Annotated in this window: 19 protein-coding genes; 7 read left to right on the plus strand and 12 right to left on the minus strand. The window is 69.6% G+C overall.

Features of this window, described 5'->3' with window-relative positions; translation table 11 throughout:
* The first annotated feature begins 16 nt into the window (after positions 1 to 16).
* Both BM031_RS14425 and BM031_RS14430 read left to right on the plus strand, forming a co-directional pair.
* Complete coding sequence (locus BM031_RS14425) at positions 17 to 808, plus strand: serine aminopeptidase domain-containing protein (RefSeq protein ID WP_091875272.1); 792 nt, start codon at positions 17 to 19, stop codon at positions 806 to 808.
* Positions 809 to 837: 29 nt separating this feature from the next.
* A complete protein-coding gene (locus BM031_RS14430; RefSeq protein WP_091875273.1) occupies positions 838 to 1,734 on the plus strand; it encodes a pirin family protein in 897 nt (298 codons plus the stop codon).
* A 4-nt stretch (positions 1,735 to 1,738) separates the two neighbouring features.
* On the opposite strand, the gene BM031_RS14435 is transcribed toward BM031_RS14430, so the two are convergent.
* The 5 genes from BM031_RS14435 to BM031_RS14455 form a co-directional block, all read right to left on the minus strand.
* Positions 1,739 to 2,380 (minus strand): helix-turn-helix transcriptional regulator, encoded by a 642-nt coding sequence (locus BM031_RS14435; RefSeq protein WP_091875274.1) that lies wholly within the window; start codon positions 2,378 to 2,380, stop codon positions 1,739 to 1,741.
* Entirely contained in the window at positions 2,377 to 3,585 is a 1,209-nt protein-coding gene (locus BM031_RS14440) for an MFS transporter (protein ID WP_091875275.1), read from the minus strand. Before BM031_RS14440 ends, BM031_RS14435 begins: the two co-directional genes overlap by 4 nt.
* Before the next feature lie 284 nt (positions 3,586 to 3,869).
* On the minus strand, positions 3,870 to 5,423 hold the full coding sequence (locus tag BM031_RS14445; RefSeq protein ID WP_143084592.1) for an FHA domain-containing protein: 1,554 nt from the start codon (positions 5,421 to 5,423) through the stop codon (positions 3,870 to 3,872).
* Positions 5,424 to 5,518: 95 nt separating this feature from the next.
* On the minus strand, positions 5,519 to 6,493 hold the full coding sequence (locus tag BM031_RS14450; RefSeq protein ID WP_091875276.1) for a PP2C family protein-serine/threonine phosphatase: 975 nt from the start codon (positions 6,491 to 6,493) through the stop codon (positions 5,519 to 5,521).
* Between the two features lie 230 nt (positions 6,494 to 6,723).
* Positions 6,724 to 8,022, minus strand: coding sequence for an MFS transporter (locus BM031_RS14455; protein WP_229408903.1), 1,299 nt, complete (start codon positions 8,020 to 8,022; stop codon positions 6,724 to 6,726).
* 76 nt (positions 8,023 to 8,098) lie between these two features.
* On the opposite strand from BM031_RS14455, the gene BM031_RS14460 reads away from it, so the two are divergent.
* A complete protein-coding gene (locus BM031_RS14460) occupies positions 8,099 to 8,572 on the plus strand; it encodes a GNAT family N-acetyltransferase (RefSeq protein WP_091875277.1) in 474 nt (157 codons plus the stop codon).
* On the opposite strand, the gene BM031_RS14465 is transcribed toward BM031_RS14460, so the two are convergent.
* The 5 genes from BM031_RS14465 to BM031_RS14485 all read right to left on the minus strand — a co-directional run bounded on the left by BM031_RS14465 (position 8,561) and on the right by BM031_RS14485 (position 14,607).
* Entirely contained in the window at positions 8,561 to 9,016 is a 456-nt protein-coding gene (locus tag BM031_RS14465; protein WP_091875278.1) for an SH3 domain-containing protein, read from the minus strand. The genes BM031_RS14460 and BM031_RS14465 overlap by 12 nt on opposite strands.
* An 8-nt stretch (positions 9,017 to 9,024) precedes the next feature.
* Positions 9,025 to 10,584: a hypothetical protein gene (locus BM031_RS14470; protein WP_091875279.1), complete on the minus strand. Its 1,560-nt coding sequence runs from the start codon at positions 10,582 to 10,584 to the stop codon at positions 9,025 to 9,027.
* Entirely contained in the window at positions 10,545 to 12,884 is a 2,340-nt protein-coding gene (locus BM031_RS14475; protein WP_091875280.1) for an FtsW/RodA/SpoVE family cell cycle protein, read from the minus strand. The genes BM031_RS14470 and BM031_RS14475 overlap by 40 nt, the downstream gene beginning before the upstream one ends.
* Positions 12,881 to 13,843 (minus strand): serine/threonine-protein kinase, encoded by a 963-nt coding sequence (locus BM031_RS14480; RefSeq protein ID WP_091875281.1) that lies wholly within the window; start codon positions 13,841 to 13,843, stop codon positions 12,881 to 12,883. Before BM031_RS14480 ends, BM031_RS14475 begins: the two co-directional genes overlap by 4 nt.
* A gap of 281 nt (positions 13,844 to 14,124) precedes the next feature.
* Positions 14,125 to 14,607: a glycine zipper domain-containing protein gene (locus BM031_RS14485; protein ID WP_091875282.1), complete on the minus strand. Its 483-nt coding sequence runs from the start codon at positions 14,605 to 14,607 to the stop codon at positions 14,125 to 14,127.
* Between the two features lie 271 nt (positions 14,608 to 14,878).
* Here BM031_RS14485 and BM031_RS14490 point away from each other — a divergent pair, with 271 nt between their 5' ends.
* Together BM031_RS14490 and BM031_RS14495 are read left to right on the plus strand one after the other, a co-directional pair.
* Positions 14,879 to 15,937: a metallophosphoesterase gene (locus tag BM031_RS14490; protein ID WP_091875300.1), complete on the plus strand. Its 1,059-nt coding sequence runs from the start codon at positions 14,879 to 14,881 to the stop codon at positions 15,935 to 15,937.
* Between the two features lie 99 nt (positions 15,938 to 16,036).
* On the plus strand, positions 16,037 to 17,473 hold the full coding sequence (locus BM031_RS14495) for a M20/M25/M40 family metallo-hydrolase (protein WP_091875283.1): 1,437 nt from the start codon (positions 16,037 to 16,039) through the stop codon (positions 17,471 to 17,473).
* 57 nt (positions 17,474 to 17,530) lie between these two features.
* Here the strand turns inward: BM031_RS14495 and BM031_RS14500 are convergent, their stop codons facing one another.
* Positions 17,531 to 17,899, minus strand: coding sequence for an Lcl C-terminal domain-containing protein (locus BM031_RS14500; protein ID WP_091875284.1), 369 nt, complete (start codon positions 17,897 to 17,899; stop codon positions 17,531 to 17,533).
* A 222-nt stretch (positions 17,900 to 18,121) separates the two neighbouring features.
* Here BM031_RS14500 and BM031_RS14505 point away from each other — a divergent pair, with 222 nt between their 5' ends.
* Entirely contained in the window at positions 18,122 to 19,573 is a 1,452-nt protein-coding gene (locus BM031_RS14505) for a right-handed parallel beta-helix repeat-containing protein (RefSeq protein ID WP_091875285.1), read from the plus strand.
* A gap of 239 nt (positions 19,574 to 19,812) precedes the next feature.
* Positions 19,813 to 21,213: a choice-of-anchor Q domain-containing protein gene (locus BM031_RS14510; RefSeq protein WP_091875286.1), complete on the plus strand. Its 1,401-nt coding sequence runs from the start codon at positions 19,813 to 19,815 to the stop codon at positions 21,211 to 21,213.
* 89 nt (positions 21,214 to 21,302) lie between these two features.
* Here the strand turns inward: BM031_RS14510 and BM031_RS14515 are convergent, their stop codons facing one another.
* Positions 21,303 to 21,974, minus strand: a complete 672-nt coding sequence (locus BM031_RS14515; RefSeq protein ID WP_091875287.1) for an SOS response-associated peptidase — start codon at positions 21,972 to 21,974, stop codon at positions 21,303 to 21,305.
* Between the last annotated feature and the right edge of the window lie 78 nt (positions 21,975 to 22,052).

The raw sequence follows: 22,052 nt of genomic DNA on the forward strand, positions 1-22,052 counted from the left end.
GAAAAGCATCCAGCACATGACAGGTTTTACCCAAGGGCTGTTCGCCGCCGCATCCCTGCTGGCCGCATCCGGCGCCCAGGCCCAATCCACGACGCTCGCGCTGGTCGACACGGCGCGCGCACGCCCCGTCCCGGTCCAGCTCTTCCTGCCCGCCACGGCGCCTGCCTGCACGCCGGCGCGGCCCTGTCCGGTGGCGCTCCTGAGCCACGGCTATGGCATCGGCAGCGGCGAGTACGGCTTCCTGGTCGACGCGCTGCGCGGCCGCGGCTACCTGGTCGCCAGCATCGATCACGAGATTCCGGGCGACGCGAAGATGGACCTGGACGGCGACATGGTGCGCCAGCGCGGCGAGCTGGCGCGCCGCGGGGCGGCCAATATCCGCTTCGTGCACACGGCGCTCTCGCAAGCCTACCCCGGCTACGACTGGCAGCGCACGCTGCTGGTCGGGCATTCGATGGGCGGCGACAGTTCGGCGCGGCTGGCCAGCCTCGATCCGGCCGGCATCGCGGCCCTGGTCACCCTCGACAACCGCCGCGCCGCGCTGCCGCGCTCCGCAGGCATCCGGGTGCTGAGCCTGCGCGCCTCGGATACCGGCGCCGATCCGGGCGTGCTGCCCACGCTGGAGGAACAGCAGCGCCTGAAGGCCTGCATCGTGCCCTTGCAGGACGCGCGCCACAACGACATGTTCGACGGCGGCCCGTTCGAGCTGCGCGAGCGCATCCGCTCCACGCTGCTGGCTTTCCTTGCGCCGGGCGCCTTTGCCTGTCCTTCGGCAGGGCTCCCGCCTGGCCGCGATGGTGTACAGTAAAGGGATCGTTCAAGCACGGAGGAATCGCCATGGGCATCGCGCACCTGTTCAAATCGCATGACAAGGATCTCGGCGGCGGCTTCACCGTGCGGCGCATCCTGCCGGCGGCCGCGCGCCAGTCGGTCGGCCCCTTCCTGTTCTTCGACCATATGGGGCCGGTGGAGGCCCAGCCGGGAGCGCGCCACGATGTGCGGCCGCACCCGCACATCGGCCTGGCCACCGTCACCTACCTGTTCGAAGGCGCGATCATGCACCGCGACAGCCTGGGCACCGAGCAGCGCATCGAGCCCGGCGCGATCAACTGGATGACGGCCGGCAGCGGCATCGTCCATTCCGAGCGCACCCCCGACGACCTGCTGGACCGGGTGCGCCGCACCCATGGCCTGCAGCTGTGGGCCGCGCTGCCGCGCGCGCACGAGGAAGCCCCGGCCGCGTTCTCGCACACGCCGGCCGACCAGATTCCCGAAGTCGCATTCGAAGGCGCCACTGTGCGGGTGCTGGTCGGCACCGCCTTCGGGCGCACCTCGCCCGTGCCCACCTTCAGCAGCACGCTCTACCTCGACGTGCAGCTGGCGCCGGGCGGCTCGATCGACCTGGGCGGCCTGCCCGAGGAAAGCGCCGTCTACGCCCCGATGGGCGCCATCGAAATCGATGGCGAAGCGATTCCCGCCAATACCATGGCGATGGTCGAGCCAGGCCTGCCGGTGCGGGTGTCGTCCAGCGCCGGTGCGCGCTTCGTGCTGGTGGGCGGCGAGCCGCTGGACGGGCGCCGCTACATCTTCTGGAACTTCGTCTCATCCAGCCGCGAGCGCATCGAACAGGCCGCGCGCGACTGGGAGGCCGGCGCCTTTGTCCCGGTACCGGGCGACAGCGAACGCATCCCGCTGCCGGCCTGGCCGGCCGCCTGGCGCCGCGACGGGGCGTGACACGTCAGGCCGGGTCGCCGGCGCGCGCCACCGGCACGATGCGGTAGGCGCAGCGGCGCGCGCCGGCCAGCTGGTGCTCGACCCGTTCGACCTGGGTATCCGGGCCCAGCACGCGCCGGAACACGTCGAGTTCGGAGCGGCAGAAGTTCTGGCACACCCGCGCCGCCGCGCAGATCGGGCAGTGGTTCTCGACCAGCAGCAGGCTGCCGTCGGCGCCGGCCTGGGCTTCGGCCATATAGCCTTCGGCGTCGCGCATCAGGGCCAGCGCCGCCACCCGCTGCGGCAGCGGGGCGGCCGGATCGACCGCGGCCCGGTAGGCCGCTTCGCTCGCCACTTCGCGGGCGTCGATCATCCGGTCGATGGCCGCTTCGCCGAACAGGGAGCGCACCTGTCCGATCAGGTCGAGCGTGAGCGCGGCGTGGCGGTCGGGGAAGCGGGCGTGGCCCAGCTCGGTGAGTTGCCAGAGCCGCACCGGCCGGCCCACCTTGCCGGGTGTGTCGACATAGCGCACCAGGCCCTTGTCCTGCGCCGCTTCGAGCTGGCGGCGGGTGGCCATCGAGGTCAGTTGCAGGATCGCTCCCAGCGCCTGGGCGGTTTGCGGGCCGCGTGTCTTGAGCAGCAGCAGGGTGTGTTCGGCGGTGTTCATGCGAATTCCGTCTGTGTGGCGGTGGATTGGCGGCTCCAGCGCCGCATCGAGACGGCGCCCCATCCGGCCAGCAGGCCGCCGGCCACCAGCACCAGCCGCGTATCGACCAGCGCCAGCAGCCCGCCGCCCAGGGCCATGGCGAGTTGGGCCAGGCAAAAGGTGGTCGAGATCAATCCCATGACGGCGCCCTGGCCGTGGCCGGCGAAGTGCTCGGACGCCCAGGCCTGCAGGGTCGCATTATAGAAGGCATGGGGCAGGCCGAACAGCATGATGGCCGCCATGCCGATCCACAGGTTGCCCAGGCCCACGCACAGGATTGCCAGCGCCACCGCCCCCGCCTGGCAGCTGGCGCGGTAGCGCGCGTCGCCGGGATGGGCGCGCCCCGCGACCATGGCGGTGGCGGTCATCACGCCGCACATCGCCATGTTGACGAGTGCGATGCCGGCGGCGTCGTAGCCGCCCACTTCGACCAGCCAGAGCGGGAAGAATTCATAGAAGCCGGCTACGCCGCAGGCATAGGCGAAGTAGATCAGGAACAGCGTGCGCAGCGGCCCATGGCGCAGCAGCGTGAAGGCGTGGCGCTCGCGCGCCAGCCGCCATGGGTCGAGCGTGCCGGCTGGGGCAGGGTCCGGCGGCAGCACCAGCAGCGAGAGCAGCGCGCCCAGCACCAGGCCGGCCGCGGCCAGGCAGAAGGGGAGGGTGATGCTGTGGCCGGCGCTCAGGCCGGACAGCAGCGGCCCCACCAGCCAGCCGAGGTGGAAGGCGCCATTGATCCACGACAGCGCGTGCTTGCGCAGCGCTCCGCCCAGCCGCTCGGCCAGCAGCGCGCGCAGGATGGCGCCATTGCCCTCCAGCACCCCGGTGGCGAAGCGCGCCGCCACCAGCAGCGGGAAGGACTGGGCCAGCAAGGCCCAGGCGGTCAGCAGGTGGCCGGCCGCGGCGCCGACAGTGGTGAGCAGGAGCATGCGGCGCCGTCCCAGGCTGTCCGACCACGAGCCGAGCACGGCGCTGCCGATCAGCATGCCGGCCGGGTTGGCCATCAGCGCGATCCCGAACAGCAGTTTGGGCGGCAGGCCGAGGAAACTGTTCAAGGCGTTGCCGGCCCCGGCGAACAGGGGCGGCAGCAGCGGGTAGGCGAGCGAGGCGCCGGTGGTCGACAACAGGGCGAGCAGGCAGGCGGTGGCGATCAGCAGGCGGTGTTGCATACGGCATCCCGGACAATGGAGTATTGCCGGAAGTGTAAGCAAGCGTCGTAAATAAGTAAACGAATATGTTTACTTATTCGCGCGATTGACGCACGGCCACACGCTGCACGCTTGATGCGGGCGGCGTAGACTGGTCATCCCCGCATGGGTTTTATGTCACGCACTCGAAAGGATTGCGCCATGAACGTTCCTGACGACCTGAAAATTCCGGCCATCGTCTTTGCACTGCTGGGTGCACTGCTGGCCGGCGCCTCGCTGGTATTCCTGGTGCTGCGCCCGCCTGGCTATTGAAGCTGGGCGGCCGGCTGGCCGGACGACGCGGGAAGCGCACGCCGGCGCTCGCCGGCGCGGGCCGCCTGTACCCGCGTTTCCGGATACGCCTGCGCGGCGAAGCGCTGCTGCGGCCCGATGCTGCGCAGGCGCTCCAGCTGCGTGCCAGGCGCCAGCGCGGTTTCGGCGCCGCTGACCTGGTCCAGGTGCCAGAAGCCGCCATCGCGGTGGAACAGCAACGGCAGGGCGCCGGCGCGCGGCAGGAAGGCCTCCACGGCCGCGCCCGGGTTGGTGTCCGGCGCCACGATATAAAACGCCTCCGCGCGCGCGCCCGCGTCGATGCGGTGCAGGATCACGCCGTGCGGTAACAAGGCGCTCACTTCGAGTTCCACCACGCCGCGGATGCTGGCCGTGAACGCGATCTGCATGCCCAGGCGCAGCAGCACCGGCGTGTGCTTGCCCGGCCACACGCCGTCGAGCAGCACGCCGTAGCGCGATACGTCTTCGATCTCGAAGCCGTGGCGGCCCTGGCGGATGATGGCGTGGCGGCCCGACAGGCGGCGCGTCAGGCCGCCGCGCTCTTCGCCGTGCTCGCCGTGGTGGGCCAGCAGCAGGTCGGCGTCCGGGTCGAATTCTTCGAACCGGCCCAGCAAGCATTCGCCCAGCGCGAACAGGCGCAGGTGGCGCTGGGCTGCCGAATCGGGTTCGGCATGCACCAGGCAGGCGCTGCTGGCCGGGCAGGGGTGGGTCAGGACTTCCACCGGCACGTCGATCTCGATCAGGTCTTCGTCCCACGCGATAGTGGAAAAGCCCAGGTCGATCTTGCCGCCGGCGGGTTCGCGCAGGTCCACCTGCGCAATCGAGGCGTTGCGGGCGGTGACGTCGATATCGACGCTGCCGCCGCCCGGCGCCTGCACCCGTGCGATGCCGGCGTCGTCCGCCATCACCCGCACGTTCTTGTGGGTGGCCAGGAAGGTCTGGTGGATCTCGCCCAGGGTGGCGTCCAGGCGCGGCACCAGGATCACGGGCGAGCAGGTCCAGGTGCGCGACGCGTCCGGGCGCTGCGGGTGGCGGCTGTGCAGCTCGATTTCGATGCGGTACTGGCCATGCTCCAGGCCGCGCGAGGAAAATTCGAGGAAGACCGGGCGCCAGTCGCCGCGCGAGGTGCGCTGGAAGACGGTGAGGTCGCCGTCGCGCAGGCGCAGGCCGGAACGCACCAGCATGCTCACTTCAGGCGCGCAATCCATGGGCATGCCGCGCAGCTCCAGCTTGATGGCCTGGCGCCCGCCCGCCGCGCGCGGATCGAACCCGCTGATGTGCAGTTGCGGGCGCTGCAGGGCCGGGCCGGCCGTCACCGCCTGCGGAACCAGCGGGGTCGCGGCGGCCGGCGAGCGGCCCGCGCGCAGGGCGCTGATGACGTCGAAGCTCGACGGCAAGCCACCGGTCGCGTGCACCACCGGGGTGGCGGGCTCGGCGGCCGGCTGCGCATGCCCGTGCGCGCACACGCCCTCGCCGGGCAAAACCCAGACGGTGCAGTGCGGATGGTCGGGATGGCGGCAGCGATTCATGGCGGGATGGCGTTCAACGGGACAACATTGCAAGCTTACGCTGTTTTCGAACCCAGCGGCGCGCCGCATTCTTTGATTGGCAACATTATTAACTGTTAGGAATGTTTCAACACCGGGGCGTGGTAGGGCAGGGCGGTTTCGTCGCCATGCTGCGCCAATGGCCGCAGCACCAGCGCGGTCAGGTTGTCCGGCTGCAGCCCAGCCGGCGGCGACTCAATCGCGCCGAACAGGCGCTCCAGCATGGCCGCGGCGTCCGGGCTGCCGGCCAACAGCTCGGGCCAGCCGCCCACGAAGGCGTCCGGCGCGGCGCAGGACCAGAAGCCGTCGGTCGCCAGCACGTAGACGGCGTCCTCGCGCAGGGCCAGCACGCGCCGGTCCGGCAAGTGGCATAGCCAGGAAGGCAGGTTCACGGGCGTGAGTTCGAACAGCGGGTCGGACAGGTGGGCCGGGTTACTGAACGCGTTGCCGAGGATGAAAGCCTGCGCGATCTGCGGCGCATGCTCGCCGTGCACCTGGCGCCACCAGCCGCGCTGGTCGATGCGCCCGGCCAGCGCGGCCGCGGTGGCCGGTACGTGGTCGACCGTCAGCGGCATGGCGCCGGCCGGCCCGACCTCGTAGAGGCGCGAGTCGCCCACGTGGTACAGCAGCGGCGCGCCGCCCGCGGGCAGTTCCAGCATGGTGAGCGTGGTGCCGGGGCGGGTCCCGGTCTGGCCCGCGAAATGGCGCTGCAGCTCGGCGTGCAGCACGTCGAGGTGGCGCGCCAGTTCGGCGGCGCTGCGGCAGGCGGGAACGGTCAGCAGGCCGGCGGCGACCGCCTCGGCGGCCTCGCGCCCGTGCCCGTGGCCCCCCATCCCGTCGAGCACCGCGACGCGCCCGTGGCCGGCGGGCCAGCCGCGCACCCTGCTTCGGCGCAGTTCCTGGCCCAGCAGGTGGCAGGCCTGGCCCGCGACATCGATGACGACGAAATTGTCCTGGTTTTCGGGACGCTGGACCGGGCCGGCGCCGCGCCGGCTGGCGACGGCCACGTCGAAGCGTGGCGCAAACTGGAAATCGGACAAGACAGGAGGCATGGGGCGGCGGGCGGGGCCACATTGATGGCAATCCTGCTACTTTACACCTGAACATCGCTGGCCGAAGGCGCGATTAGAGGGGTAATGCCGTTCAGTTAACCGTAGGGTGGCCGGGTTTCCCGGCCGCGCGTCCAACGCAAATGGTCCAGCCACAGTGCAGCCATGATGTGAACGCGCGGCCGGCGGAGCCGGCCACCGTACATGTTCCAGCTAACTGAACCGCATTACGATTAGAGGGGCGTTCTCCGGTTTCCGGTGGCCACGGCCAGCGCATTGGCCAGCACGCAGGCGCCGGCGGCGCCGAGGGCGGTGCGCACGCCCCACATGTCGGCCACCTGGCCCCATACCAGGCTGCCGGCCACGTAGCCGCCGGACATCACGAACAGGTAGATCGACAGCGTACGCGCGCGCACCTCGGGCGGGAAGGACAGCTGGGCGGCGGCGTTCAGCGTCGATACGGTGGCCGACCAGGCCATGCCGCCGCACACGATGAGCGGCGCCAGCAGCGCCAGCGAGGTGGTGAGCGACATCGCCACCAGCATCATGCCGTACACCACCAGGGCCCCGGCCAGCACGGCGCTCTTGTCGACCCGCGCCCTGACCTGGGGCAGGAAGAAGGCCGCGATCACGGCGCCGCCGCCCAGACAGCTCATCAGGGTGCCAAAGGTGCTCGAGCGCAGGTAGAGCACGTCGCGCACGAACACGGGCAGCAGGCTGGCGAAGGCGATGGTGGAGAAGAACACGCTGCAGACGTTGCGCAGGATGCGGCGGTAGCGTGGACAGCCCAGCGCGGTGCGGAGGCCGCAGCGCAAGCGCGCGCCGAAACCCTCGCGCACGATGGCCTGGGGCGCACGCTCGCGCCACCACGACCAGTACACGAACAGCAGGCCGGCAAAGGACAGCGCATTGGCCAGGAACAGCGCGCTCGGCCCGATCCAGCCGAACAGCACGCCGCCCAGGGCCGGCCCGGCGATCGCCGACAGGTTGTACGAGAGGTTGTTCAGGGTGGCCGCCGCTTCCACTTCTTCCGGGTCGACCAGGCCGGACATCGCGGCCTGCCAGGCCGGCCAGACGAAGGCGGTGCCGATGCCGATGCAGAAGGTCAGGACCAGCACCGGGGTACTGGCCACCATGCCGGTGGTGACCAGGATGGCCATGGTGGCGGCGCACAGCGCCATGTACAGGTTGCAGTAGAACAGGAAGGCCGGCCGGTGCACGGCGTCGGCCACCACGCCGGAGAGCAGGGCAAACAGGAAGATCGGGACATAGGTCGCGGTCTGCACCAGCGAGGTCACCGAGGCCGATCCCGACAGCGAAGCGACCAGCCAGGCCGAGGCGAAGGTCTGGATCCAGGTACCCATGTTCGAGACCATGTTGGCCAGCCACAGATTGCGGTAGCGGGCGTGGCGCAAGGGCCGGGTGAGGGCGACCTTGCGGCGGGCCGCGGGAGCGGGCGATGCCGGAATCTGGGGAAGGCTGGTGCTGGGCGGCGGCATGGTCTGGACAGTGTAGGTGGAGGCGCTGTCCATGGTCAATTAAATTGCCTTGCGGGAACTATCTTCTATGATACTGTGGCGTTCCGTAAACACGTTGTGCGCGCACGCCATGTTGATCCGACCACTTGAACTCCCGGACATCCCCCTTGTGGCGGCCTTGTTGCGCGAACTGGCGCGCGAATACATCCTGCATGCATCGCCCCCGGAAGGCGCCTCGACCTTCCTGGCCGAGAACGACGAGATGGGCGTGCGCGGTTTCCTGGCGCGCGGGCACGTCTACCATGTGGCCATGATCGACGGCGAGATGGCCGGGTTCGTGGCGGTGCGCGATCGCAGCCACCTGTTCCACCTGTTCGTGGGAAAACGCTGGCACCGGCGCGGAGTGGCGCGCGCGCTGTGGGAGACCGCGCGCGAGGCGGCCCTGGGCGCGGGCGGCGACGGCAGCTTCACCGTGAACGCGTCGAATTTCGCGGTGCCGGTGTACGAGGCCTTCGGCTTCGTGCGGGTCGGGCCGACCCATTGCGTTAAGGGCCTGTTCTTCAACCCGATGCGGCTGGCCGGGTCCGACGACTCAGCGGCGTGAGCCGGCTTCGTCGGCGCGGCGCAGCCACAGGCTGCTGGCCCAGCCTTCCAGGCGGCGTCCGTCGACCACGGCGCTGACCTGCCACCAGTCGCCTTCGCGGCGTCCGCTGGCCGTCAGGTGCGACCCGGCCGGCACCACCGCCAGGCGGCGCGCCGCGACGCCGGTGCCGGCGCGCAGGTTCACGTGGTCCCAGGCGCGGTAGCGGGCCCCGGCCAGCGGAACATCGGCAATCGCCGGCGCTGCCTGCGCTGCTTGCGCCGCCTGCGACGGCGGTGCGACCAGCACATGCAGCAGCCCGCCGAGCAGCGCCGTCCCGCACACCAGCACGGCGAGCGCGCGCGCGTTGGCGCGCCGCCACCAGGCGCGTGGCGTCAGCCAGGCCGCCAGGCACAGGGTCAGCAGCAGGCCGGCGGCGAAGGCGGCGACGGTCGTGGCGCTTGGCATGGCGGGATTCACGCGTCGAAGCGCAGCACGTAGTGGCCGGCGACGAGGTGGTGGCCCGGCGGGACCAGGTAGGGACGGTCCTGCGTCGCCTCCAGCACCTGCGCCACCAGCTGCAGGTCGCCATCGAGGTGGAACAGGGCCTGGGATTCGGACAGGCGCACGATGCGCAGGCCGTCGCCGGCGGCTTCCCAGCTGAAGGCATTGCGCGACAGGCCGAGGCGGTCGGCGCTGGCGGCCGCGCTGCCATCCTGCAGGCGCAGGAATTGCGGCGCGTCGAGCACGCGCAGGGCGCCAAGGGCCGGCATGCCGCGCCCGAACACCAGCCGGGTGCCGGCCGCCGCCGGCAGCGTAGGCCCATGGTCGACGCCGAGCAGCGCCGCGTAGCGGTCGGCCATCTGCGCCGGCACCGCGTGCAGCTGCACGCGGCCGCCATCGAGCGGCGCGAACTGCGAGGGCACCGTGACGCGCTGGCGCCCGGCCGCCGTGATCGCATGGACCTCGTCGGCGTCGTCGACCGCGAAGCGGATCACGCTGTCCGTGGCCGGCGCGCCCGGCGCCAGGCCGGCGCCCAGGCCCACCTCGAGCGATTGCGCCCCGGTGTCGCGGTAGCGGCTCAGGCGCGGCAGCGCCAGCGCGGCCAGGGTGATGCGGTGGCGCGCCACCGGGGCGTAGGTGGCGTCGTTTTCAGGCTGCAGCGACGCGGCCTCGGGCACGGGCCCTGCTGCCAGCGGCATGGCGGTCATCTCGCTGTCGGCAACGGCGGCGCGCGGCTTCCACACGGAAGGCGCGCGGGCCGGCGGCGCGCTTTGGGTGCCTGGTGCAAGCGCGGCCGGCGCAGCGGCGGCGCGGCTGATTTTCAGCAGCAGGCGCTGGCCGGCGGTGTCGCCGGTGCCGCGCTTGCTGCGGATGACGTAGTAGCCGTTGGCGGCGTCGAACTGGCACTCGAGCGCGTCCTTCGGGCGTACCTGGACTTCGATCGGCGCGTCGGCCCCATCGTTGATCAGCAGGATGCCGCCTTCGCCGCCAAATGGCCAACCCGGCACCGCGAAGGTGGCGTCGGCCGGGTCCTGGCCGACCAGGGTCAGGCGCTGGTTCGGATACACCGCGCACACCGGCTGCCAGATCGCGCTGTCGCGCGAGGACGTGACCGTATACAGCACCTGTTCGGCGGGCGCGGGCAGGTAGACGGCATGGCCGAACTTGACTTTCACTTCGCCCGGCGCCACGGCGTCGGCGCCGACCACGTGGTAGCGCACTTCGTCGCCGCCGAGCAGGTCGCCGAAGTCCTTCTGGTGCAGGGCCTGCAGCGACTGGGCCAGGTCGCGCACGCGGGCGCCGCGGGTCAGGTGGCGGTCGTCGTCGACGTCATCTTGCGGCAGCATCAGGGTGACGTGCGAGAAGCAGCGGGTGGCGGCGCGCCCGCGCTGTTCGCGCGGCGAGCGCTCCAGCAGGTCGCGCAGCAGCGGGCGGCGCGCGAACAGCGCCAGGCCAGGGGCCTGCCACAAGGCTTCGGCGTTGAACACATCGCCTACCCTGGCCAGGATTTCGTGTTGGACGTAGACCGGCATGATTGACTCTCCTCGAAAGATTGAACGCTCGCCATGCCGAACGCTAGCAGGGGGCAGATGAAAAACAGCAGGTGCGAGCCGCCCGCCGACAGGAAACTCATCGGCTGGCCCATGATCGGGAACAGCGCCAGGTTGGTGCCCCAGGACAGCAGGAAGTGCCCGGCCAGGAAGGCCGCGCCGCCGGCCAGCAGGAAGCACTGGAAGCGCCCCAGCCAGGCGCGCCGGAAGTCGCCGGCCGCGGCTGCCGCGCGCCAGGCCGTGGCGGCCGCATGCAGCAGCGCCGCCAGCAGCAGCGCCTGCAGCCCCCACAGCAGCAGGCCGCCCAGCAGGCCATGGCGATTGACCAGGAAGGACGGCGCGAAGTCGTCCTGCACCGCCGGGATGCGCAGCGCCTCGCCGGCCGGCCCGCCCAGCGAGGCGGCGCCCAGCAGGCCATCGGCGCCGAACCAGCCGCCGGCCGCCACCGCGCGCGCGCCCAGCAGCATCTGCTGGCCGGTGTGCGGGTGGGCGGTGGGGTCGGCCCAGACCTGGAAGCGCTCGGCGTAGAAGCCGGCCGCGCCCAGTCCCGGCCCGGCCTGCTGCAGGCCGATGGCGCCGCCCAGCAGCGCGCAGCACAGGCCCGCGGCGATGCCCGCCTGCAGCCGGCGGCCGGTGGCCAGGCACCACGCCAGCAGCATCACGGCGGCCCACACCAGCAGCAGGATCAGCGGCGAGTAATCGTCCACCTGCACCAGGGCGACCGCCAGCAGCAGCACGAACAGCAGGGCCGGCGCCACCATGCGCAGCCAGTCGCGCCAGCTGCGCCGGCCCGGCGCCGCGCCGCCGGTGGCCAGCGCCAGGCAGTGCGCGCTGAGCGCGGCCAGCGCGAGCTTGGCGAATTCCACCGGCTGGATGTCGAACACGCCGGTCTCGTTGCCGAACGTCACCTGCAGCACCAGCCCTGCCAGCGCGCCGAGGGCCAGCAGCACCAGCAGCCACTCGGTCGCCGGGCGCGATACCTCGTTGCGGGCAAGTCCCTGCATCAGCAGCAGGCCCACCGGCAACCCGGCCGCCAGCAGCACGCAGCTGGTCTCGACAAAGCGCAGCATCGAGGTGTCGCGTGCGCCCAGGCCCAGTTCCAGCTGCAGCAGCAGGCCGGCGCCCAGCAGCAGGACCGCCACGACCCCCAGCAGAGAAGGCCGGCGCGGCCACAGCAGCGCGTGCCAGAGCGCCGCCCATGCCAGCAGCAGCGGCCAGCCGGCGCCCGGCGCGGCGCCGGTGCGCTGCATGACCAGTACCAGCACCGCTGCCGCGGGAATCGCGGCGCTGGCGAGGATCTTCGCGAGCGCCGCAGCGCCGCGCACCCGGCCGGCCGGGCGCAGGCCGGCGGCGCCGAGCAGCACCAGCGCGGACAGCGCGGGGATCCAGGCCGGCGCCGTCGGGGCGGCGAGCCGCCACAGCGCGCGTTCCTGCCAGCGCCACTGGACGGCAGCGGGCAACTCGGCCCGGGCTTGCGCGAACAGCTCCACCTGCGCCGAAGGTTGCAGGCGCAGGGTGGCGCCATCGACGGCCAGCGCATAGCGTGTGCGGCCCACGGCCAGGCTGTCGACGCCGGCGAGCGGGTGCTCGCGCTGGGCCGCGTCCTGCCAGCGGCCGGCGTGGGTGAGGAGCACCGGCTGCGATCCACGCACCGTCAGTGCGAGTTCGCCGGTAGGGGCGCGCGCCAGCGTTACGTTGCCGGTATCGAGCCCCGCGACGGCGAGGCGGTTGCCGCAGTAGAGATTGCCCCCGAAGACCAGTGGCCTCTTGAAGGCGAGCAGGGTGGGAACGATCCGGTTCCAGAGTCCCGCCAGGCGCGCGCCGCTGCCGGCGTCAAGGCAGGCCGGCTGCGCCTGGCCGTCGCGCAGCAGGCGCGCGCCGTCGTAGTCCCAGCGGTGGCCGGCGCCGCGCAAGACCGCGCGGCCATCCCGCACATCGGCCAGCTCGAACAGCGCGGCGCCGGCCTGCAGGCGCTGTCCGGTGGCGATCGCAACGCTGCCGGTGTGCAGGCGCTGCCCGCCTTGCGTGAGCAAGGCCGCCTGCGCCGGGCTGGCGTTGCGCAGCCACCAGTGGCCGGCGGCGTCGCGCCGCACCACGAACTGCCGGGCGGCCGCGCGCGGCGCCGCCAGTTCGGCGCGGCCGAGGGTGCTCGATGCGCCCGGCGCCAGCGTGACGGCTACTTGCGCGGGCAGGAAGCGTTGCGGCGCGTTCAGCAGCGCGGCAAGGTGCAGCGCGCACACACATGCCAGCGCCAGCGCGGCGCATGCCAGGCGCGTGCTCATGCCGCTCGCCGCAGGGGCTGTTCCAGGCCGGCGCGCACGGCGCCCAGCATGCGGCTGATCTCGAGCGCGTGCCGCGGCCGCGCTTCCGGCTGCGCAGCAAGCAGGCGGCGCAGCAGCGCGGACGCCGCCAGTCCGGCGCCGCCAAAGCAGGCGCCGAAGGCGGCCGCTTCGTCCGGCTGCAGGGTGGGCGGCACGCTGCCATCGGGTGCGCGCAGGGTCGCCGCGCCATCGCGGCCGTGGGCGCCGTAGGCCTGGCCGCAGGCTGCGCTGTAGCGCAGCATCCGGCCGCAGGCGAGGAAGTAGAGCAGGGCGCCGAGCGCGAAATAGTCGCTGCGCGTGTCGGTGAGGTACTGGCCGCGCGCCTGCGGGAAGAACTGTTCCGGCGCCTGCCAGTTGGCGGTGCCGGCATACGAATGGGTGGCCGCTTCCGGCAGCGCGCGGCTGGTGCCGAAATCGGCGAGTTTCAGGGCGCCGCTGCGGCGCTCGATGAGCAGGTTGCCGGGCTTGAGGTCGAGGTAGCGGAAACCCGCCGCGTGGACCTTGGCCAGGGCCTGGTTGACCTGGGCGGTCCAGTCGAGCACCTGCAGGGCGCCGGTCGCGCGGCCGGCGGCGCGTTCGCTGGCCAGGTGGGCCGTGAGGTCGCCGTCGAGCAGTTCCAGCGCCATCGCGGGCAAGCCCTCGTGCACGCCGCTGTCGAGCAGGCGCACGATGTGGCGCGCATCCCACGGCGCCAGGCCGGCCAGGAAATCCATTTCCTGGCGCGCGCAGTCGGCCCAGTGGCCGCGCAGGGCGCCGGGCGCGCGCGCCATCTGTTCGGTATTGACCAGCTTGATGGCGACGCTGCCGCCCGTCCCCGGGGCATCGGCGCGCCAGACCACACCATAGGCCGAGCCGCCGAGCTGCTCGCGCAGCCGGTACTGGCCACGCGCCAATGAAACGATGCTGTCTTGCTGGACCATGCCTGCCTCCGCCTATCGCGCCTTGCGCCCTTGGGAACTATCAGCGGGGGGCGGCGGAAAAACGAAAGAAACTTCGGGGTCAGGTCTGACATTTGGACACGGCCTGATCTGTACGCACGGCACGCCACTGGTTGTTACCTGGTTATTCAGTCGAAAGGCCTCAATTGACATCGGACGGCTCAGTTCGTGTCCAAATGTCAGACCTGACCCCGAAGTTGCAGTGGGTGGAAAGACGAAAAAAAGCCGCGCAGTGCGCGGCTTCGTGTTGCCAACTGGCCGGATCAGCGGTCGTGGCGGTCGTGGCGGTCGTTACGGTCCCAGTCGCGGCGGTCGTGGCGGTCGTTTCGGTCCCAGTCACGGCGGTCGCGGCGGTCGTTGCGGTCCCAGCGCTCACCGACGTAGACGGCGCGCGGTTGCACATACACAGGGCGCGGTTCGACGTAGACCGGACGCGGCTGGACATACACCGGGCGCGGCTGGACGTAGGTGCCGTAGGCGTAGCCGCGGTTGTCGTAGTAGCCGCGATTGTCGTAGTAGCCGCGGTTATCGTAGCGGCGGTCGTTGTGACCGGCGATCGAATTGCCCACCGCCGCACCCAGCACGCCGCCCACCAGGGCGCCGCCCGAACCGCCGGCGCTATGGCCGATCGCCGCGCCAAGCACTGCGCCGATCGCCGTATTCACGCCACGGTCGTCCGCCATTGCCGCAGGGGAGACGGCAACCGCGGCCAGGACCACCGCACCAAAGACTTTTGATTTCAACATGGCTTTTCCTTTTTGCCTCTGCGGAGATCAGGATGATCAGAACGACGCCAGGCATGGAACGAACTATAGACCCGCCGAATCGACATGCCATCTGTTAATACAGATTCTTACAAGTGCATCGCGAGCCGTAACATGGCATTGCGGCCTTGCAGGGGGAAAACCCCGCCCCATCTAACAATTGTTACTGTTTCGGCCCTGCCGGGCGCCTTTCGTGAACCGATCCTTCGCCATCATCCTCTTTCTGCTCATCCTGCTGCAGGTCTATATAGGCATGCGCCTGCTGCCGGGCCTCGGCATGGCGCCCATTGCGGCCGGCGTGCTTTTGCTGGCCCTGCTGACGCTGCTGGTGCTGGTGGGGCTGATGTCGGCGTCGATGCGGCGGCGCCGCTGGTCCGAGGCATTTGCATGGCTGGGCCTGCTGGCCATGGGCTTTTTCTCTTCCCTGCTGGTGATCACCGTGGGGCGCGACCTGGTCTTGCTGGCCCTGCGCCTGGCGGGTGCGTCCACGCCCGGGTTCATCGGGGGCAGCGCGCTCGCCGTGCCGCTGCTGGCGCTGGCCGTAAGCGCGCTCGGTTTCGTCAACGCGCGCCGGGTGGCGCGGGTGGTGAAGGTGGACGTGCCGATCGCCGGATTGCCGCCGGCCCTGCATGGCTACGCCATCGCACAGCTGTCCGACATCCACGTTGGCCCGACCATCCGGCGCCCCTACCTGAACGCGATCGTCAACCGCGTCAACATGCTCGGCGCGGATGCGATCGCCATCACCGGCGACCTGGTGGACGGCAGCGTTCACCGGCTGGCGCCGCACACGGAGCCGCTGGGCCGGCTGGCAGCGCGGGACGGGGTGTTTTTTGTGACCGGCAACCATGAATACTATTCCGGCGCCGAAGTATGGATCGCCGAAGTGCGGCGGCTGGGCGTGACAGTGTTGATGAACGAGCACGTGATACGGCGCCGCGCCGGGGCGACCGTCATGATTGCGGGCGTGGCCGATTACACGGCCCACCACTTCCACCCCGCGCACAAGAGCGACGCGCGGGCGGCGGCAGCGGGCGGGGCGGCGGACGTGCGGATCTTGCTGGCGCACCAGCCGCGCAGCGCACCGGACGCGGCGGCCGCAGGCTTTCACCTGCAATTGTCCGGCCACACCCATGGTGGCCAGTTCTTCCCCTGGAACCTGTTCGTGCCGCTGCAGCAGCCCTTCGTGGCCGGCCTGCACCGGGTGCGCGACATGTGGATCTATATCAGCCGCGGCACCGGCTACTGGGGTCCGCCCAAGCGCTTCGGGGCGCCGTCCGAAATCACCCTGGTGCGCCTGGTCCCCGGCTGAGCATCGAAATGACGATGTAAATACGTCAATGTTTTTCAGCAAGAAGTGAGCGGATACGCTATCGTTGGCAGCTCCAGAACCCACTCAAGGATCCACCGCATGAACCGCCGCAGCCGCCGCTTCCCTGTCCTGACCGTCCTCGCCGCCGCCCTCGTGAGCACCACCGCCCATGCTGCCGGCCCGGGCAACGACCCGGCGGCGCTGGCGAAGATCCGCGACACGGCGATGCAGAGCAATTACGCGTGGGAGCGCACGGCCGATATGACCGATCTGATCGGCCCGCGCCTGTCCGGCTCGGCCGGCGCGGCGGCGGCGGTGACCCAGGTGGCCGAGGCAATGCGCAAGCTGGGCGCGAAGGTCACCCTGCAGCCGGTCAAAGTCCCGCACTGGGTGCGCGGCCTGGAAACCGGCGAACTGGTGGAATATGCGGGCCGTCCGGCCGGCATCACCCAGCGTGTCGTGTTGACGGCGCTCGGCGGCTCGGGCGCCACGCCGGCCAGCGGCCTGGTCGCGCCGGTGGTGGTGGTGAGGAGTTTCGATGAACTGAAGGCGCGCGGCGCCCAGGTAAAGGGCAAGATCGTCCTGTTCGATGTGCCCTTCGACCAGCACATGGCCGACCGTGGCCTGGCCGGGCAAGCCTACGGCCAGGCGTCGGCCTTCCGCCGCGACGGCCCGCGCCTGGCGGCCGAATTGGGCGCCGCGGCGGCGCTGGTGCGCTCGGTGGGCGGCGCCAGCTACCGGCTGCCGCATACCGGCAGCACCGGCCTGGTGGACGGGGCGCGTATCCCGGCGGCGGCCGTGACCAATGAAGACGCGATGCTGATGACCCGGCTCGCGGCCCGGGGCGGCCTGAGCATGCGCCTGGTGCTCACCCCGCAGACCCTGCCGGACGCCGACAGCTATAACGTCATCGCCGACCTGCCGGGGACCGACAAGCCGGACGAGATCGTGATCGTGTCGGGCCACCTCGATTCCTGGGACCTCGCCACCGGCGCGCATGACGATGCCGCCGGCGTCGCCTCCGCGATGGCCGTGCTCGAGACGCTGAAACAGCTCGACTACCGGCCGCGCCGCACCATCCGCATGATCGCGTGGATGAACGAAGAGAACGGCACCCGCGGCGCGCGTGGTTACCTTGCTGCCGAGCAGGCGAATGCCGACAAGCACGTGGCCGCGATCGAGAGCGACAACGGCGCCGGCCGGCCCTTTGGCCTGCGCGCCAGCGTGCCTGCCACGTCGAGCAAGCTGTTCGCACCGCTCCAGTCCGTGCTGCAACCGATTGGCGCAGGCGTATTCCAGCGCCAGGACGCGCTCTCGACCGGCGACTTGTCGGGCCTGGAGCGCGCGGGCGTGCCGAGTTTCGCACCGCTGATCGATACGTCCAGCTATTTCGACTATCACCACACCCCCGCCGACACGCTCGACAAGGTCGACCCGGACCACCTGCGCCGCCACGTGGCGCTGATGGCCGCGACGAGCTGGTTCCTGGCCAACATCGAGCAACCCATCGGCCGCGCGAACGTTCCCGAGCGCTGAGCTTCCAGGCATATAGGCGGTCCCGGCGCTACCCGGGACGCGAGAAGGGCAGCGCCCTCAGGGCACGGCGATGCGCCTGACCGCCCGCGCATGTCCGCGGTAGGGCCGCCCGTAGATGGTCTGGATGCCGCTGGCGAAATTCTGCCCCCAGACCAGCTGGGTGCGGGTTTCGTGCGGTTCGCTCGACCAGTACCAGTTGCGCTCGAATCCTTCCCTGAGGTTGGCGAACAATAAAGCCAGTTCCCGCCGCGTTGGCAATACGCCGCCGCGGGCCACCGCCCAGTCGGCGGCGCTTGGCCAGCTGACATCGACGGCTTCGCCCGGCAACAGCACCAGATGATAATCGGACTCTTCCTTACCGAGGATTAGTCCCGCATAGGCCTCGCCCTCTTGCAGCATGGCCCGCACTTGCATGTACTCGCCCATTTAACGTTCCTTTCGGTTGGCAGCAGTCTAGTCAGACCCTGCGGACAGGGCATTGGTTGCTGCAGGAAGTTCGATCTGGGTCATGCAAGTGTTTGATTTCTCAGTGGAAATTTCACTTAAACCTTTAATACTCCGAGAAAATTTATTTGCGAAAACGTTGAACTAAGGAAGTTTCCACCGCTCAAAGCTTACTCATTCACCTGATGATGTAAGGAACCTTCCATGAAACAATTCAGTACTTTTGCTTCGGACCTCCGTATCAACGCACTCCTGGCCTGCAGCGCAGCTGTCCTGCTGACCGCCTGCGGCGGCAGCACCCTCGACGCCTCCGGCGCCCAGCAATCCGCCACCGCCGCCCAGGTCACTGCCGATACCGGTTCCGCAGCATCAGTCGAAGCTGCGTCGGCCGCCCCGGCCGTCGCAGTGGAAGCAGCCCAGCCAGCACCAGCAGCAGAAGCATCCGCCACCCCGGCGGCAGACGTGACGACACAGGCCTTTGAACTGACCGGCTACGACAGCAACCCTTTGACACCGAAAGCCGAACAGCAAGCCGACGCCAGCGCGCCGGCCTCGACCACGGACGGTGCGACCCGCCTGCTGGCCGCCAGCGTCGCCACGCCTGCCACCACCAACAACTTCTACGTCTCGCCAACCGGTTCCGACACCGCGTCGGGCAGCAAGACCGCGCCGTTCAAGACCCTGGCGCGCGCCGCCAAGGCCGCGACCAAGGCCAGCACCACCGTCTGGGTTGCCCCGGGCACCTATGCTGGTGGTATCAAAACGACCGCCAACGGCACCGCCGCCGGCCGCATCTACTGGGTCTCGACCACCAAGTGGGGCGCCAAGATCGTCCCACCGACCAACTCGACCAACAAGACCGCCTGGGACAACCGCGGCCACTATGTCAGCATCATCGGTTTCGACGTCGACGGCAGCAAGATCGGCAGCGGCACCAAGTGGGTGCTCGGCATCTACACCGGCGGCTCGTACAACGTCATCGAAGGCAACCACGTGCACCACATGGCCACCACCATCCCGTGCAACAGCGCGGGCGGCTCGGCGATCGGCGTGGACAGCTACTTCAAGGGCGTCAAGGGTGACGTGATCGGCAACACCGTGCACGACATCGGCCCGGCCGGCTGCACCTACGTCCAGGGCATCTACCACTCGACCTCGGGCACCATCAAGAACAACGTGGTGTACCGCGTCGGTTCGGCCGCGATCCACCTGTGGCATGACGCCACCGACCTGAAGATCGTCAACAACACGGTGAGCTCGTCGGTGTTCGGCATCATCGTCGGCGGCGGCGATTATTACTTCACCTCGGCCGGCGCCAACAACGTCCACGTGCACAACAACATCGTGTTCGACAACAAGTATGGCATTTCGGAGCAGGGCAAGACCGGCACCGGCAATACCTACAAGAACAACCTGGTGTTCCAGAACCCGACCTACAACTTCCAGCTGCGTAACGGCCTGAAGCACACCAACACGATCAGCTCGAACCCGCTGTTCGCCGGCTACTCGCGCACCGCCGCCATGCCGAACTTTAAGCTGACCACCAGCTCGCCGGTCATCGGCCGCGGCCTGTCGACCTACGCACCGGCCACCGACATCGACGGCCGTGCGCGCAACGCCTCCACCGGTTTCGACCTGGGCGCCTACCAGCACTAAGCAGCACCGGCAGTACCGGCAGCACCTCCGGTAATAAGCAGTCCCATCCCGTGCAGGCGGCCTCCGCCGCCTGTGCACTCCCGAGGGCGCGACGCATCGCGCGCGCCTGATCAAGCAACCAGGAAGACGCCGCCGAATTGTTACAGGCGGCCGGCTGTACCGGATTTCCCGGTGCACGGGGCAGCTTTTGCCGTCCTTCCATCGCCCACTCCCTTCGGGCACACAGGAAAAAACACCACATGAACAAGACTTTCGCTTTCGCTTCGCAGGTTCGTCACAAAGCCGTCCTCTGCGGCACCGCCGCTGTCCTGCTGAGCGCATTCGGCGCAAGCCATGCTGTCGCCGCTACCTCGGCAACCCCTGCGGCCGCCGCCAACGCGACCACCGCACAAAAGAACCAGATCAACCAGCTCTACGTCGACATGCTCGGCCGCCCGGCGGACGCTCCCGGCCTGGCCTGGTGGGCGCAAGCCCTCGACAACGGCGTGACGATGGACGACATCGCCGCCCAGCTCAAGGCCAGCGACGAATACGCCAAGCGCAACACCAATGTGGGCCCGGCCGCAGGCGGCCTGCCGACGATCCCGGCCACCACCTATAACTACTACGTGTCGCCGACCGGTTCGGACAGCGCGAACGGCAGCAAGACCGCGCCGTTCAAGACCCTGGCGCAAGCGGCCAAGGTCGCCACCAAGGCCAGCACCACCGTGTTCGTGGCCCCTGGCACCTACGCCGGCGGCATCAAGACCACCGGCAACGGTACCGCAGCCGGCCGTATCTACTGGGTCTCGACCACCAAGTGGGGCGCCAAGATCGTTCCGCCAACGAACTCGACCAACAAGACCGCCTGGGACAACCGCGGCAACTACGTCAGCATCATCGGCTTCGATATCGACGGCAGCAAGATCGGCAGCGGCACCAAGTGGGTGCTGGGCATCTATACCGGCGGTTCGTACAATGTGATCCAGGGTAACCACGTGCACCACATGGCCACCACCATCCCGTGCAACAGCGCGGGCGGCTCGGCGATCGGCGTGGACAGCTACTACAAGGGTGTCAAGGGCGACGTGATCGGCAACACCGTGAACGACATCGGCCCGGCCGGCTGCACCTACGTCCAGGGCATCTACCACAGCACCTCGGGCACCATCATGAACAACGTGGTGTACCGCGTCGGTTCGGCGGCGATCCACCTGTGGCACGATGCGACCGACCTGAAGATCATCAACAACACGGTGAGCTCGTCGGTCTTCGGCATCATCGTCGGCGGCGGTGACTACTACTTCACCTCGGCCGGCGCCAACAACGTCCACGTGCACAACAACATCGTGTTCGACAACCAGTACGGCATCTCGGAGCAGGGCAAGACCGGCACCGGCAACACCTACAAGAACAACCTGGTGTTCCAGAACCCGAAGTACAACTTCCAGCTGCGTAATGGCCTGACCCACACCAACACCATCAGCTCGAACCCGCTGTTCGACGGCTACTCGCGTACCGCCGCACTGCCGAACTTCAAGCTGACCACCAGCTCGCCGGTCATCGGCCGCGGCCTGTCGACCTACGCACCGGCCACCGACATCGACGGCCGCGCACGTAACGCGTCCACCGGTTTCGACCTGGGCGCCTACCAGCACTAAGCGGTATCGCTGTCCTGCACGGATGATCCATCCGTGGACGCAAAACCCGCAGGTGCAAGCCTGCGGGTTTTTTTACCGTCTGGTAAAAATCAGTCGGGAAGGGGCAGGGCCATCTGCGGGTCCTGGGCGCCGGCGCGGTTCACCGCCGTCGTCACCCGGTACCACTCGAAGGCCTCGCAGGGCAGGGCGGCGCGGCGCGCCAGCTCGAGCGCCTGCTCGCTCGACAGCCCCGGGTCGAGCCACAGTTCGGCATCGGCCGCTTCCAGCACCACCGGGCGGCGGTCGTGGATGTCGAGCATGCCTTCGCCGGCGGCATCGGTGACCAGCACGAAGCCGGCTTCGGCCCGGTTCTCCGTGAAACCGCCAAAGTTCGCCAGGGCCAGCAGGAACAGGGGCGCGCGGTCCTTGCGGTGGATGTGCCAGGGCTGCTTGGCGCCCTTTTCGCCGGTCCATTCGTACCAGCCTTCGGCCGGCACGATCGCGCGGCCGTTCTTGAGCAGGCCGCGCCAGTAGCGGTTGTCCAGCTTATCGATGCGCGCATTGACGCAGATCGGCACCTTGCCCTCGGCCCAGCGCGCCCGGTAGCTCCAGAACACGTCGTCGATGCGGCGCTCGCCGTCCTGCAGGTGCATCACGGGGCGGTAGCTGCCGGGCGAGACGTTGAAGGCGGGCGCGGCTTCGCTGTCGTAGACCGCATCGGTCCACCCGAACACACTGGCGTAGTAGCGAGCCGTCTGGCTCTGGTCAAATCGTCCACACATGACCGCATGGTAGCGCAGGCGCGCCGGGGCTGCGGCACGCTTGCGCGCGGATGAGTTCGCGTGCCTCCGGCACCCGGT

This window comes from Massilia yuzhufengensis (assembly GCF_900112225.1).
GTDB lineage: Bacteria > Pseudomonadota > Gammaproteobacteria > Burkholderiales > Burkholderiaceae_D > Telluria > Telluria yuzhufengensis.

Bases quoted from the DNA above. Each gene is read 5' to 3' on its own strand.
- BM031_RS14500 (WP_091875284.1), bottom strand. From the start codon at position 17,899: ATGGGCGAGTACATGCAAGTGCGGGCCATGCTGCAAGAGGGCGAGGCC.
- BM031_RS14470 (WP_091875279.1), bottom strand. From the start codon at position 10,584: ATGCCGGTCTACGTCCAACACGAAATCCTGGCCAGGGTAGGCGATGTG.
- BM031_RS14465 (WP_091875278.1), bottom strand. From the start codon at position 9,016: ATGCCAAGCGCCACGACCGTCGCCGCCTTCGCCGCCGGCCTGCTGCTG.
- BM031_RS14425 (WP_091875272.1), top strand. From the start codon at position 17: ATGACAGGTTTTACCCAAGGGCTGTTCGCCGCCGCATCCCTGCTGGCC.
- BM031_RS14455 (WP_229408903.1), bottom strand. From the start codon at position 8,022: ATGGACAGCGCCTCCACCTACACTGTCCAGACCATGCCGCCGCCCAGC.
- BM031_RS14450 (WP_091875276.1), bottom strand. From the start codon at position 6,493: ATGCCTCCTGTCTTGTCCGATTTCCAGTTTGCGCCACGCTTCGACGTG.
- BM031_RS14460 (WP_091875277.1), top strand. From the start codon at position 8,099: ATGTTGATCCGACCACTTGAACTCCCGGACATCCCCCTTGTGGCGGCC.
- BM031_RS14515 (WP_091875287.1), bottom strand. From the start codon at position 21,974: ATGTGTGGACGATTTGACCAGAGCCAGACGGCTCGCTACTACGCCAGT.
- BM031_RS14430 (WP_091875273.1), top strand. From the start codon at position 838: ATGGGCATCGCGCACCTGTTCAAATCGCATGACAAGGATCTCGGCGGC.
- BM031_RS14495 (WP_091875283.1), top strand. From the start codon at position 16,037: ATGAACCGCCGCAGCCGCCGCTTCCCTGTCCTGACCGTCCTCGCCGCC.
- BM031_RS14440 (WP_091875275.1), bottom strand. From the start codon at position 3,585: ATGCAACACCGCCTGCTGATCGCCACCGCCTGCCTGCTCGCCCTGTTG.
- BM031_RS14510 (WP_091875286.1), top strand. From the start codon at position 19,813: ATGAACAAGACTTTCGCTTTCGCTTCGCAGGTTCGTCACAAAGCCGTC.
- BM031_RS14480 (WP_091875281.1), bottom strand. From the start codon at position 13,843: ATGGTCCAGCAAGACAGCATCGTTTCATTGGCGCGTGGCCAGTACCGG.
- BM031_RS14445 (WP_143084592.1), bottom strand. From the start codon at position 5,423: ATGAATCGCTGCCGCCATCCCGACCATCCGCACTGCACCGTCTGGGTT.
- BM031_RS14485 (WP_091875282.1), bottom strand. From the start codon at position 14,607: ATGTTGAAATCAAAAGTCTTTGGTGCGGTGGTCCTGGCCGCGGTTGCC.
- BM031_RS14490 (WP_091875300.1), top strand. From the start codon at position 14,879: ATGCGCCTGCTGCCGGGCCTCGGCATGGCGCCCATTGCGGCCGGCGTG.
- BM031_RS14475 (WP_091875280.1), bottom strand. From the start codon at position 12,884: ATGAGCACGCGCCTGGCATGCGCCGCGCTGGCGCTGGCATGTGTGTGC.
- BM031_RS14435 (WP_091875274.1), bottom strand. From the start codon at position 2,380: ATGAACACCGCCGAACACACCCTGCTGCTGCTCAAGACACGCGGCCCG.
- BM031_RS14505 (WP_091875285.1), top strand. From the start codon at position 18,122: ATGAAACAATTCAGTACTTTTGCTTCGGACCTCCGTATCAACGCACTC.